Origin of the sequence: Leifsonia virtsii, assembly GCF_030433675.1 — a bacterium.
Classification (GTDB): domain Bacteria; phylum Actinomycetota; class Actinomycetes; order Actinomycetales; family Microbacteriaceae; genus Leifsonia; species Leifsonia virtsii.
The window spans coordinates 514,422-526,392 of sequence record NZ_JAROCB010000003.1; the positions used below are offsets into that span (position 1 = coordinate 514,422).

The 11,971-nt window shown below is 70.2% G+C and carries 13 protein-coding genes; 5 read left to right on the forward strand and 8 right to left on the reverse strand.

Going from position 1 to position 11,971, the window contains the following annotated elements; all coding sequences use genetic code 11:
• Positions 1-44: 44 nt before the first annotated feature.
• Positions 45-1,226, reverse strand: coding sequence for an ROK family transcriptional regulator (locus P5G59_RS13465; RefSeq protein WP_301219501.1), 1,182 nt, complete (start codon positions 1,224-1,226; stop codon positions 45-47).
• Positions 1,227-1,333: 107 nt separating this feature from the next.
• Between P5G59_RS13465 and P5G59_RS13470 the strand changes: the two genes are divergently transcribed.
• Positions 1,334-1,720, forward strand: a complete 387-nt coding sequence (locus tag P5G59_RS13470) for a hypothetical protein (protein WP_175337498.1) — start codon at positions 1,334-1,336, stop codon at positions 1,718-1,720.
• A gap of 12 nt (positions 1,721-1,732) precedes the next feature.
• Here the strand turns inward: P5G59_RS13470 and P5G59_RS13475 are convergent, their stop codons facing one another.
• Positions 1,733-2,122: a DUF1304 domain-containing protein gene (locus P5G59_RS13475; protein ID WP_301219502.1), complete on the reverse strand. Its 390-nt coding sequence runs from the start codon at positions 2,120-2,122 to the stop codon at positions 1,733-1,735.
• Between the two features lie 23 nt (positions 2,123-2,145).
• On the opposite strand from P5G59_RS13475, the gene P5G59_RS13480 reads away from it, so the two are divergent.
• Entirely contained in the window at positions 2,146-3,381 is a 1,236-nt protein-coding gene (locus P5G59_RS13480) for an FAD-dependent oxidoreductase (RefSeq protein ID WP_301219503.1), read from the forward strand.
• On the opposite strand, the gene P5G59_RS13485 is transcribed toward P5G59_RS13480, so the two are convergent.
• The 3 genes from P5G59_RS13485 to P5G59_RS13495 form a co-directional block, all read right to left on the reverse strand.
• A complete protein-coding gene (locus P5G59_RS13485; RefSeq protein WP_301219504.1) occupies positions 3,378-3,776 on the reverse strand; it encodes a DUF1304 domain-containing protein in 399 nt (132 codons plus the stop codon). The two genes, P5G59_RS13480 and P5G59_RS13485, sit on opposite strands and share 4 nt — an antisense overlap.
• A gap of 76 nt (positions 3,777-3,852) precedes the next feature.
• Positions 3,853-4,875, reverse strand: coding sequence for an acrylyl-CoA reductase (NADPH) (acuI, locus tag P5G59_RS13490; protein ID WP_301219505.1), 1,023 nt, complete (start codon positions 4,873-4,875; stop codon positions 3,853-3,855).
• 52 nt (positions 4,876-4,927) lie between these two features.
• Positions 4,928-5,704 (reverse strand): isocitrate lyase/PEP mutase family protein, encoded by a 777-nt coding sequence (locus P5G59_RS13495; protein ID WP_301219506.1) that lies wholly within the window; start codon positions 5,702-5,704, stop codon positions 4,928-4,930.
• A 43-nt stretch (positions 5,705-5,747) separates the two neighbouring features.
• On the opposite strand from P5G59_RS13495, the gene P5G59_RS13500 reads away from it, so the two are divergent.
• Positions 5,748-7,187, forward strand: coding sequence for an LssY C-terminal domain-containing protein (locus tag P5G59_RS13500; RefSeq protein ID WP_301219507.1), 1,440 nt, complete (start codon positions 5,748-5,750; stop codon positions 7,185-7,187).
• Between the two features lie 44 nt (positions 7,188-7,231).
• Here P5G59_RS13500 and P5G59_RS13505 read toward each other — a convergent pair whose 3' ends face one another.
• Together P5G59_RS13505 and trhO are read right to left on the reverse strand one after the other, a co-directional pair.
• Positions 7,232-8,818: a cation:proton antiporter gene (locus P5G59_RS13505; RefSeq protein WP_301219508.1), complete on the reverse strand. Its 1,587-nt coding sequence runs from the start codon at positions 8,816-8,818 to the stop codon at positions 7,232-7,234.
• Positions 8,819-8,946: 128 nt separating this feature from the next.
• Positions 8,947-9,834: an oxygen-dependent tRNA uridine(34) hydroxylase TrhO gene (gene trhO, locus P5G59_RS13510; protein WP_301219509.1), complete on the reverse strand. Its 888-nt coding sequence runs from the start codon at positions 9,832-9,834 to the stop codon at positions 8,947-8,949.
• Positions 9,835-9,982: 148 nt separating this feature from the next.
• Here trhO and P5G59_RS13515 point away from each other — a divergent pair, with 148 nt between their 5' ends.
• Entirely contained in the window at positions 9,983-10,759 is a 777-nt protein-coding gene (locus tag P5G59_RS13515; RefSeq protein ID WP_301219510.1) for a polyprenol monophosphomannose synthase, read from the forward strand.
• Positions 10,760-10,768: 9 nt separating this feature from the next.
• Entirely contained in the window at positions 10,769-11,299 is a 531-nt protein-coding gene (locus tag P5G59_RS13520; protein ID WP_301219511.1) for a YbhB/YbcL family Raf kinase inhibitor-like protein, read from the forward strand.
• 17 nt (positions 11,300-11,316) lie between these two features.
• Here the strand turns inward: P5G59_RS13520 and P5G59_RS13525 are convergent, their stop codons facing one another.
• Entirely contained in the window at positions 11,317-11,955 is a 639-nt protein-coding gene (locus P5G59_RS13525; RefSeq protein WP_115695666.1) for a LysE family translocator, read from the reverse strand.
• Positions 11,956-11,971: the final 16 nt, after the last annotated feature.

Here is an 11,971-nt window from a genome sequence, read left to right on the forward strand (position 1 = left end):
GATAACGGTTCGAGACGCTTTCGGGGGACACGGTGAGAGCGGTTTCAATACGAGACGCCGGACGACGTGATCGAAACGCAGTCCACGGCGTACGCGACGGCGCCAAGAGCGGCCGCGCGGATGCCCAGCTGACCCTGGACGATGTCCGGCATCAGGTCGGGGTTGACGATGATCGAGCGCTCGACGGCGTGCCGCATCGGACCGAGCAGGATCTCGCCCGCGCGGGCCAGCTCGCCGCCGACCACGACCCGCTCCGGGTCGATCAGGTTGCAGAGGTTGGCGGTCGCGACGCCGATGTGCCGGCCGGCGTCGCCGATCGCGCGGATGCACCGGGCGTCGCCCGCCATCGCCTGCAGCACGACGTCGCCGAGCTTCAGGCTGCCGAGGTGGTCGCGCAGCTCGTCCAGGATGGCGGGGCCGCCGGCAAGCGCCTCCAGGCAGCCGCGGTTCCCGCAGCGGCAGAGCGGGCCGTTCTCGCGGATCGTGGTGTGGCCGAACTCGCCGGCGACGCCGTGGTTGCCGCGGAACAATTGGCCGTTGAGCAGCAGCCCCGCGCCGATCCCGTCGCCGATGTCGAGCGTGATCGTGTTGCGCTTGCCGCGTCCGGCCCCGAAGCGGGACTCGCCGAGGGCGCCGAGGTTGGCGGAGTTGTCGACGAACACCGGGCGTTTGATCCGCCGTTCCATCGACTCCGCGATGACCACGCCGTCCCAGCCGCGCATGATGCCGCTGCGGGCGATCGTCCCCGTCGCCCTGTCGATCGGCGCGGGCACGGCGATGCCGACCGCGAGGAGGTCGTCGCGGGACGCATCCACCGACTCGAGCATGTCGTTCAGCAGCAGCGAGACCTTGTCGAGTTCGTTGTCGGCCCGGTGGTCGCGCGCCAGCGGCATGTGGTTCTCGGCCACCACGGTGTGGGCGACGTCGGCGAGCGCCACCCGCAGGTGCCTGGTCGAGAAGTGGACGCCGACGACGAGACCGAGGGCGTGCGCGAGCGTGACGTGCTGGGCGCGCCGGCCCGAGCGGATGCTCTGCGTGGTGTGCAGCACGCCGGAGGTCGACAGCTCCTTGACGATGTTGGAAACGGTCGCCGGGGAGAGCCCCGTCGCGCCCGCCAGTTCGACCTGGGTCAGGCCGCCGTGCTTCTTGATGGCGTCGACGATTCGGGCTCGGTTGGCTTCACGAAGTGAAGTCTGCGAGCCCGGAGTACGTCGCTGCGTTGCCACGACGAGAAGGATACATGCCGGGCATCGGTGCCGCGCTTCGTGTGAAAGTAATCCGTTTGTGAGCTTCGCACGGCCCTCCCGCGCCACCGGCTTGGCAGGATAGACCTATGGCCGACCTGCACGTTCACCCTGACCGTCTTGAGATCCACCTCACGCGGGCCGAGAAGGTGCTGGCCATGAAGCGGGAGGATCTGGTGGTGCCGCGCGACAGCATCCGGTCCGTCGCCATCACGGAGGATCCGTGGATCTGGATCCGCGGCATCCGGGCCCCCGGCGCAGCCGTGCCGCTCACACTCTCGCTCGGCACCTGGAAGTTCCACGGCGGTAAGGACTTCCTGCTCATCAAGGGCAAGCAGCGGGCCGCCGTCGTGATCGACCTGGACGGCGAGGAGTACTCCCGCATCATCGTGTCGACCCCGCACGCCGCCCGGCTGGTGGAGGCGCTGCGGGTCGACGGCAGCGAGCTCGCGGCCGACGGCGGCGTCATCGACTGACGCCCGCCCGCCTCACGTGTTCTCGGCGATCACGAGCAGGATGAGCGCCGCCAGCGGCAGTGTGCCCTGCAGCAGAGCCGCGCGCCAGTACCGGCGGCCGGTCGTGATGAGCACGAGCGACGCGAGCACCATGCACGTGCCGCAGAAGAAGATGAGGCCGAAGCCGACCTGGCGCAGCGTCGTCCAGTAGAGGGCGAGGCCGACCACAGCGCCGCCCGCGAGGAACAGGTTGTAGAACCCCTGGTTGTACGCCATGGGCTGCACGGTGTCCGCGTCTTTCTGGCTCCGGAGTCCGAACCGCCGCCACACGCCCGGCGCCGGCCAGAGCACGCTCTCCATCGCGAAGAACACCAGATGCACGATCGCCGCCGCCGCGAGCAGGACGCTGCCGATGATGGCCATGCCGGGAGGATACGCTGCCGTGCATGGAGACGCTGCAGACGACGTGCGTCATCGCCGGGGGCGGCCCTGCGGGCATGATGCTCGGGCTGATCCTGGCCCGCAACGGAGTGGACGTGGTGGTGCTCGAGAAGCACGCCGACTCCTTCCGGGACTTCCGCGGGGACACCATCCATCCGTCCACCATCGGCGTGCTGGGCGAGCTGGGTCTGCGGGAGCGGTTCCTCGGCCTGCCGCACACGAGCGTGCCGCGCCTGGATGTCGTGGTGAACGGCAACCGCGTGCACGCGATCGACTTCGGGAGGCTGCGGCCGCCGGACGACTTCCTCGTGCTCGCGCCGCAGTGGGACTTCCTGAATTTCCTCGCAGCGGAGGCGGCGGCCTATCCGAACTTCCGGCTGCTGATGAGCACCGATGCGACCGGGCTGATCTGGGACGGCGATGTGGTGCGCGGCCTGCGCGCGAACGGGCCGGACGGCCCTCTCGAGGTACGGGCACGCCTCGTCGTCTCGGCCGACGGGCGCGGCTCCGAGCGCCGCGGGCAGGCCGGCCTCCGTCCCCGCGCCTTCGGGGTGCCGATCGACGTGCTCTGGTTCCGCCTCCCCAGCCCTAAGAACCAGCCCGCCCACACCCTCGCGTACATCGGGGGCGGCGGGATGGTGGTCACGATCGAGCGCGACGACTACCTCCAGGTGGGGCTCGTCATCGCGAAGGGCGGCTTCGGCCGGTTGCAGGAGGGCGGGCTCGGCGCCTTCCGGGACGCGGTGGAGCAGGCGGCCCCTCATCTGAGGGCGGTGCTCGAGACGGTGACCGACTGGGACCAGGTCAAGCTGCTCAGCGTTCAGATCGACCGGCTGCCGCGCTGGTACCGGCGCGGCTACCTGGCGATCGGTGATGCCGCGCATGCTATGTCGCCCGCGTTCGGCGTCGGCGTCAACTACGCGATCCAGGATGCCGTCGCGGCCGCCAACGCGCTCGCGGGTCCGCTTCAGGACGACGACGCGCTCGCGGGCACGATCGACCTTCGGCTGCTGGATGCGATCCAGCGCAGGCGCGTGCCTCCGGTGGCCGCGATGCAGCGCATCCAGCTCGCGGCGCACCGGTTCATCTCGCGTCCGGAGGGCGTGCGGCTGCTTCCCGATCCGCTCCCGGCGCCGCTGCGGCTGGCGCTCGACGGGGTGACGCCGGCGATGCAGGCGGTCAGTTCGCGTCTGATCGGGCGCGGGCTCCGGCCGGAGTCGGTCGCCGTGGAGCTGCGCTAGCTCTCGCCGTTGGCGATGCCGATCAGCAGCAGCACGAGGCCGATCAGCGGCAGGATGCCCTGGATGAATGCCGGCCGCAGGTAGCCGCGCCCGGTCGTCGTCAGCACGACCGCCGCTCCGATCATGCAGGCGGTGGTGAAGATGATGAGCGCGAGTCCGGCGATGTGCTGGCCGACCCCGTACAGGATCAGACCGATGATGGCGCCGATGGCGAGGAAGAGGTTGTAGAACCCCTGGTTGTACGCCATCGGACGGGTCGTGTCCGCCGCCTCCTGGCTGGCGACGCCGAAGCGCTTCCAGACCGTCGGGCGCGTCCAGGCAACGCTCTCCATGAAGAAGATCGCGATATGGAGCGCGGCGGCGAGGGTGACCACGACGGTGGCGAGGACGATCATTGCGCCAGCATACCGAGGCGTCTGCCCCGGGGCGGTCAGGCGCGGACGTCAGGCGCGGGCCGTCAGGCGCGGACCTTCAGGCGCGGACGTCGACCACCGTGCGGCCGCGTAGCCGCCCGGCGAGGATGTCGTCTGCGGCGGGGATCGCGTCCGCCAACGGGATGAACCGGGTCATCGCCGCGAGCGCCTCCTCGTCGAGGTCGGCGGCGAGCCGGCGCCACGCGGTCTCGCGCAGCGCCGCCGGAGCCTCCACCGAGTTGATGCCGACGAGGGTGACCGCGCGCAGGATGAACGGCATGACGGTGGCTGGCAGGTCCGGGCCCTGGGCGAGCCCGCACGCGGCGACAGTGCCGCCGTAACGGGTCTGCGCGAGCACGTTCGCCAGCGTCTGGCTGCCGACCGAGTCGACCGCGCCCGCCCAGCGCTGCGACTGGAGCGGCTTCCCCGGCGCCTCGAGCGCGGACCTGTCGATGATCGAGGTCGCGCCGAGGTCGCGCAGGTAGTCGCCCTGCTCCTGCACGCGCCCGGTGGACGCCGTGACCGGGTAACCCAGTTTCGCCAGCAGGGCGACGGCGACGGACCCGACACCGCCTGCGGCGCCCGTGACCAGGACGCTGCTGCCCGAGTCGGCGACCTCCTGCGGGTCGACGCCGTTGCGTTCGAGCGCGAGGACGGCGAGCATCGCGGTGAAGCCGGCGGTGCCGATCGCCGCCGCCTGCTCGGAGGTGAGCTGGTCGGGCACGCGGACCAGCGCGTCGCCGTCGACGCGCGCCCGCTCGGCGAGGCCGCCGTGGTGGCTCTCGCCGATCCCGGAGCCGTTCAGCACCACCCGGTCTCCCGGCCGCCAGCGCGGGTCGTCGGAGTGCTGCACGGTGCCGACCAGGTCGATGCCGGGGATGAGCGGCGAGGTCCGCGCGACGCCGGGGCGCCCGGCGATGGCGAGCCCGTCCTTGAAGTTGAGGTCGGAGAACTCCACCGCGACCGTCACGTCGCCGGGCATCAGGATGTCGTCGCCGACGCGCCGGACTTCGGCGCTGTGGGCGGTGATCCGGCCCCCGTCGAGCTGCTGTTCGATCACGATCGCCCGGAAGTCGCTCATGCGTTCACCCTACGCCGCGGGGTTCCGTCGGTCGGGGGCCGCCTCCGGTGGCTCAGTTGAGCGGTTGGGTGCCGAGCGGGAGCGCCCCGCCGGCGTACAGCTCGAGGGCCGTCTCGCGGAGCGCCGTGAGCGCCACCCGCTGCGTCCACGGCCCGTAGGACACGCGGGCGACGCCGAGTTCCTGGAGGCGCGCGGGGGTGAGGGATCCCGGGACCGCGATGACGCTGAGGCGGCGCGCGCCGAGGCCGCCGACCAGGCGCTCCACCGTGTGCTCGTCGAGCTTCCCGGGGACGAACACGCAGGTCGCCCCTTCGTCGAGGAATGCGCGGCCGCGGCGGATCGCCTCCTCGGCCTTCTCCTCGTCCGTGGGGAGCGAATCCCGCAGGTAGACGTCGGTGCGGGCGTTGAGCGCGAACGGAACGCCCTCGCTCTCGGCGGCGCGCACCGCCGCGCGGACCGCGCCGACCGCCTCTTCGAAGGGCCGCATCCGGTCTTCGAGGTTGGCTCCGACGGCGCCGACGCCGATCGCGCGGCGGATCGTCTCGCCCGCGTCGCCGTAGCCGCTTTCGAGGTCGGCGCTCACCGGGAGGTCGGTGGTGGCGACGATGCGGCCGATCATGTCGAGCATGAGGTCGAGCGGGATGTTCTCGCCGTCCTCGTAACCGAGCGTCGCGGCGATCGAGTGGCTGGCGGTTGCCAGCGCGCGGGTGTCGGGGAGGTCCGCGACCGTGCGCGCGCTGATCGCGTCCCACACGTTGATCACCTGGAGGAGCTCTGGGGCGTCGTGGAGCCGGCGCAGCTCGGTGCCGCGGTCCTGGATGCTGGTCATGCGCCCACCTTACGACCGGGCCGCGGCCCTCTAGTATGGCGGCATGTCCCGCACGGGGGAGCCGCTGGAGGTGCCGAAGAGTCGTTCGGCTCTCGGTCGGCGTGTGTCGGCGAGCAGCGTCATCGACTACGCGTTCTTCGTGTTCGGGGGCGTGGCCGCTGTCTGGCTGGCGTGGCTGGTGCTGACGGCGAGCTTCGACTGGGGCTGGTTCCTCGTCCTCTTCTTCGTGCTGTTCTGGGCCGTGCTGGCGTATCTCGTGCTGCCGCGGCTGCACAGGATCCTGACCGAGATCTACGTCCCCGACTACTTCATCGGGCGGGCCCGCACCAGCGACGGTCTGCTCGGCGACCCCATCAACCTGGCCTTGGTGGGGTCGGAGGCGCAGCTCGACGACGCGATGCGAGCGGCGGGGTGGACGCGCGCCGACGACGTGACGCTGCGATCCAGCTGGCGGATCATCGCCTCGACCGTGTTGCGTCGCAGCTACGACGAGGCGCCGGTCAGTCCGTTGTTCCTGTTCGGCCGGCAGCAGGATGTGGCGTACCAGCAGGAGGTCAAGGGCAACCCCGCGAAGCGCCACCACGTGCGCTTCTGGCGCTGCCCGGACGGCTGGCTGCTCCCCGGCGGCCACCGTGTGGAGTGGCTGGCCGCCGGAACCTTCGACCGCTCCGTGGGGTTCTCGCTGTTCACCCTCCAGATCACCCACAAGATCGACGCGGACACCGACATCGAGCGCGATCACATCGTGTCCACCCTGCTCGGCGCGGACGTCGGCGTGGAGGTGTCGGTCATCCGCGACTTCTCGACCGGCTACCACGCCCGCAACGGCGGCGGAGACAGCATCGTCACCGATGGCGACCTCCCTGTCCTCGACCTGAGCGCGGTCCTGGTCGACCCGGAGGCGGCGAGGGTGGCGGCGGACGCCGACGCGCGCCGGCTGGCCCGCGCCGAGCGGCGGCCTGTGCCGACCGTGCTCGGAGCCCTGCTGATGATGCTCCGTGTGGGCGCCGGTGCCCTGTTCATCGCCCTCAACCTCCTGGACTGGAAGGCTTTCGTCGCCTCGGAGCTGAACACCGGTGCCTTGAAACCGGGCCAGGAGGACTCGGCGAACCTGGTGCTGGGCATCGCGATGGGCGTCTTCGGTGCCGGCCTCGTGCTCTACTTCCTGCTCGCCCTCCTTGTGCTCTTCGGCAGCAACCGGGCCCGCATCGCGGCCATGTCGTTCAGCTCGGTGATCATCGTGACCGCCGCCATCGACTCCTTCAACGGCGGCCCCGAAGTCTCGCTCCGGAACAACCTGCTGGGCGTCGCCCTCGACATCCTTGTGGTGCTCGCCCTCTCGTCGAAGCGCTCCCGCCTGTGGGCCCGCCGCCCGCGGGGGAGTGCGCCCGCCCTCCCCCCAAGCGCCGAGCCGGTCGGCGAGGCAGGTGCCGGGTCCCGCGCAGCATCGGCCGCACCGCCTGCGCGCCCGACCGCCCCGTAGGCGGTGGAGGGCGCGGCCCTGGTCTCGTCCTGGTGGAGGCGGCCTCACATGAGCGGCTTCTTTCCGTCTGCGCCGCCCGCCTTCAGCGCGGACTCCTCGGCGTCGAGGAAGGCGAGCACCGACCGCACCGCCGGCTCCTGGTACCGCCCTTCGGCCCGCGCCTCGAGCACCGCTTGCCGCTCCGCGACGATCATCGTCCTGCGCAGTCTGCGGTACTCCAGCGGCAGGTCGGCGCTCTCATCCGCGGACGGGTTCTCCAGCGCGTCGGACAGGAACAGAGCGTTGATCCGCAACCGCTCGATGACCCGCTCGTCCTCGTCGCCGGTGACCTGCGACTCGAGATGTTCAAGGCCGGCTGACTGCGCCTCGGCGAGGAGCCGCTGCATCTCGCTGGCTTCCTGCGCGAAGTCGGGTGGCGGCAGCTTGAGCCTGCGGATGATCCATGGCAACGCAAGCCCCTCGAGCAGCGTGGCGACGACGACGACGAAGGCGAGGAATTGCAGGAACTCCCGATGCGGCGTCTGCGTCGGCAGCAGGAATACGGCAGCGAGGGTCACCACGCCGCGGATCCCGGCGAAGGACACCGCGATCCCGGTCGGCCACGACCAGCCGCGCTCTCTCAGCCGCCGGGGACCGTAACGGTAGAGGGCCGTCGTGCCCACCATCCAGACGAACCGCGCGAGGAAGATGGCGAGAAGGACGACGACGCTGATGCCGATGGTCTGAGGGACGGTGATGCCGGACGTGAACGCCGCGGTGAGGATCGACCGCAGCTCCAGCCCGATGAACAGGAAGACCGCGTTCTCGAGCAGGAAGCTGATGGTCCGCCAGTTGATCGTCTCCGCGATCCGTGCTTCCGCAGTCTGGATCGTCGGTGAGCGGTAACCCAGGTAGAGGCCGGCCACCACCACTGCGAGCACTCCGGAACCGTGAAGCAACTGCGACGGGATGAACGCCAGGTACGGCGTGATGAGCGCGAGCGACGTGTCGAGGACGGGCGACCGCAACTGCTTGCGGATGACCGCGAGGACGAGCCCGACGATGAGACCGATGCCCACTCCAACGACCACCGCGAGGACGAAGTCGCCGCCGATCGCCCACGGGTTCACGATGCTGACGATGGCGGCGATGCTGGCGTTCAAGGCGACCAGTGCTGTCGCATCGTTGAGCAGGCTCTCGCCTTCGAGCACCGTCACGAGTCGTCGTGGTAGCTTGACCCGCCCTGCCACCGCTTGAACGGCGACCGTGTCGGTCGGGGCCACCACCGCTCCGAAGGCGAAGGCCGCCGCCAGCGTGATCGCCGGCACGACCAGGAAGGTCGCGAAGCCCACCACGAAGACGGTGAACGCCACAAGCCCGACCGACAGCAGCAGGATGCCGTCGCGCCTGGCGCGCACATCGACGATCGATGTCTGGATCGCTGCGGCGAAGAGGAGCGGCGGCAGCAGGCCGAAGAGGACGACCTCCGGCTCGAGCGCGACGACGGGCACCCCCGGCACGAAGGACGCGGCAGCACCGACCACGACGAGCACGACGGGAGCCGACCACCCCACCCGGCGCGACAGCCCGGTGACGGTGACCGTGACGAGAACGAACGACACGATCCAGACGATGGTGGTGACCGGATCCATGCTGTCCATGATGGCGAGAACGCGGAACGGCCGCCAAGATTTCCCGGACTCTGTGGAGAGACGGTCCCGCCCGCGGGCTGTGGGCACTTCTCGGTGGCCAGGAGCCGCCGCGACAGGGGCGCCGCTTCTCAGGCGGCGTGCAGCTCGCAGGCGGTCGCGTCGCAGCCTTCGCAGACCACCAACTGCTCCCGGCACGCGAGGTCGACGCAGTTGCGCATCCGGTTCGTCGGAGTGCCGCACACCGTGCACCGGCCGAGCACTGCCGCGCCATCGCTGAAGGTGAGCGAGCCGCGCCCGTCGAAGACGTAGAGCGCGCCGTCCCACAGGCCGTCGTCGCCGTACTGCTCGCCATAGCGGGCGATACCGCCGTCGAGCTGGTAGACCTCGCGGAATCCGCGCGCCACCATCAGAGAGGACAGGACTTCGCACCGGATCCCGCCGGTGCAGTACGTCACGACCGGACGCTCCTTGAGATGGTCGTAGGCGCCGCTGTCGAGCGCGGTCACGAATTCGCGGGTGTTCGAGACATCGGGGACGACGGCATCCCGGAACCGCCCGATCTCCGCCTCGAAACGGTTCCGCCCGTCGAAGAACACCAGGTCCTCGCGCTCCGACGCGAGTTCGTTCACCTGCTCCGGATTCAGTCGCACGCCTCCGCCGACCACCCCGTTCTGGTCCACCCGTAGCTCCCCGGGCGCGCCGAACGAGACGATCTCGTCGCGAACCTTCACGGAGAGCCGCGGGAAGTCGAGACTGGCGTTGTCCGCATCGAGTCCGGAACCGCTGCTCCATTTGACGTCGAGCCCGCGGAACGGCCCGTACTCCTTCGTGACGCGGAGGTAGCGCTTCAGCGCATCGAGCTCGCCCCCGAGCGTTCCGTTGATTCCTTGCGTCGAGAGGAGGATGCGTCCCCTGAGATTCAGCCTCTCGCACAGCTCCCGCTGCCACAGCCGAACCGCGTCCGGGTCGGGCAGCGGGACGAACGCGTAGTACAGCAGGACTTTCGGGACGGGCACCGCCCCATGCTATGCAGCCTAGGCCTGGGGCGTCGAACGTAGGATCGTGGAGGCTGTGAGCCTGCGAAGGCTCGTTCGCCTGCCGTTCAGACTGGTGCGACAGGGTGAGTGGAATCCCGGGGTGCGTCCCCGCAAGAAAGGCGGCTCGTTGCGAACCCTCGTCATCATCCCGACGTATAACGAGCGCGAGAACGTCGGCGCGATCGTCGGGCGGGTGCGGGCGTCTGTCCCCGACGCAGAGATCCTGGTCGTCGACGACGGTTCCCCCGACGGCACGGGCGAGCTGGCCGATGCGCTCGCCGCCACCGACGCGAATGTGCACGTGCTCCACCGCTCCGGCAAGGAGGGCCTGGGAGCGGCGTACCGCGCCGGAATGCAGTGGGCGCTGGATGCCGGCTTCGGCGCCATCGTCGAGATGGATGCGGACGGCTCGCACCGACCGGAGGAGCTGCCGAGACTGCTCGAAGCCCTTCGGCAGGACGATGACCAGGAAGGTGCGGACGTCGTGCTCGGCTCCCGGTGGGTCGAGGGCGGCGGCGTCGTGAACTGGCCCGCCGGTCGCAGGTTGATCTCGCGTGGAGGGAGCGCCTACTCCCGCCTTGCCCTCGGCCTCCCGGTGAAGGACGTGACCGGTGGCTACCGTGCGTTCACCGCTGACGCGCTCCGCCGGCTCCGCTTCGAGCGGACCGAGAGCCAGGGCTACTGCTTCCAGATCGACATGACGCGTCGCGCGTACGACGCGGGGTTGCGCATCGTCGAGGTGCCCATCACGTTCGTGGAACGCGAGCGCGGCGCGTCGAAGATGGGCGGCGGAATCGTCGTGGAGGCGATGCTGCGGGTCACTGTCTGGGGCCTGACCGGGCTGCCGCACCGATTCCGCCGGCGGCCGGCACCGACGACTGCGGAGACGGCGCGTCGGGCGTAGCGTTGCGGCATGGCCAACGATCCCCTTGAGCGTTTCAAGACTGTTCCGAGCTTCACCGTGACGAGCGACGACGTCGCCGACGGCCGTCCTCTCTCCCGCGAGCAGTGGGGTGCAGGCGGGGGAGGCGGCGATGCCTCGCCGCAGCTCTCGTGGAGCGGCTTCCCCGCCGAGACGAAGAGCTTCGCGGTCACGATCCACGACCCCGACGCACCGACGGGCTCGGGCTTCTGGCACTGGGCCGTCTACAACATCCCGGCTTCGGTCACCGAGCTTCCGTCGAACGCCGGGGCCGAGGGCGGCGCCGGCCTGCCGGCGGGCGCGGCGATGCTCTCCAACGAGATGCGCTCGAAGAGCTTCACGGGCGCGGGCCCCCCGCCTGGTACGGGAACCCACCACTACAACATCGTCGTGCATGCTCTCGACGTCGAGCACCTCGACCTCGATCCGGAGTCGACCCCCGCGGTGCTCGGTTTCAACGCGCACTTCCACGTGCTCGCACGAGCGGTGATCACCCCGGTGGCGACGGCCGGCGACATCTGACCGGACGGCGCCGGGGCTCAGTGCTTCACGCCGGTGAAGGCGAGTACTCCTCCCAAGCCGATCATCATGACCCCGCCGGTCGCGCCCAGCCGTTCGACCCGCTTCGGTGACCGGGCGAACCACTGGCGCGCGGTGCCCGCGGCGAGCGCCCACACACTGTCGAACATCAACGCGAGGATCAGGAAGACGACGCCCAGCTCGAACAGCTGCAACGGGATCGCCCCTCCTCGATAGTCGACGAACTGTGGAAGCACGGCGACGAAGAAGACGAGCGACTTCGGGTTCGTGAGGCCGACGACGAAGCCTTCGCCCAGGATGCGCCAGCGTGACCGGCGGGGCGGTGTCGCCTCGTGCGTCACCGCGGTGTGCCGTCGGTGCCGGATTGCCTGGATCCCCAGGTAGACCAGGTAGGCGGCCCCGGCGAACTTGATGATCGTGAAGAGCACGAGCGACTGGGCCACGATCGCCCCGATGCCCAAGGCGACGGCGATCACGAGGGGGAGCATCCCGAGCGCGTTGCCGAGCACGCTGAGCAGCCCGCCGAGCCGGCCGAGCGCCAGCGAGCGCCCGATGACGAACAGGACGCTCGGCCCCGGGATCACGATGAGAGCGATCGACGCGAGTGCGAAGGCGAGCAGCGACGGGCCGGGAACCATGTGCCGAGCGTAGGGG

Coding starts and splice junctions, on each gene's coding strand:
- P5G59_RS13485 (WP_301219504.1), bottom strand. CDS start 3,776: ATGATCGTCCTCGCCACCGTCGTGGTCACCCTCGCCGCCGCGCTCCAT.
- P5G59_RS13475 (WP_301219502.1), bottom strand. CDS start 2,122: ATGGCCATCATCGGCAGCGTCCTGCTCGCGGCGGCGGCGATCGTGCAT.
- acuI (WP_301219505.1), bottom strand. CDS start 4,875: ATGAGCGACTTCCGGGCGATCGTGATCGAACAGCAGCTCGACGGGGGC.
- P5G59_RS13520 (WP_301219511.1), top strand. CDS start 10,769: ATGGCCAACGATCCCCTTGAGCGTTTCAAGACTGTTCCGAGCTTCACC.
- P5G59_RS13500 (WP_301219507.1), top strand. CDS start 5,748: ATGTCCCGCACGGGGGAGCCGCTGGAGGTGCCGAAGAGTCGTTCGGCT.
- P5G59_RS13480 (WP_301219503.1), top strand. CDS start 2,146: ATGGAGACGCTGCAGACGACGTGCGTCATCGCCGGGGGCGGCCCTGCG.
- P5G59_RS13495 (WP_301219506.1), bottom strand. CDS start 5,704: ATGACCAGCATCCAGGACCGCGGCACCGAGCTGCGCCGGCTCCACGAC.
- P5G59_RS13470 (WP_175337498.1), top strand. CDS start 1,334: ATGGCCGACCTGCACGTTCACCCTGACCGTCTTGAGATCCACCTCACG.
- P5G59_RS13505 (WP_301219508.1), bottom strand. CDS start 8,818: ATGGATCCGGTCACCACCATCGTCTGGATCGTGTCGTTCGTTCTCGTC.
- P5G59_RS13525 (WP_115695666.1), bottom strand. CDS start 11,955: ATGGTTCCCGGCCCGTCGCTGCTCGCCTTCGCACTCGCGTCGATCGCT.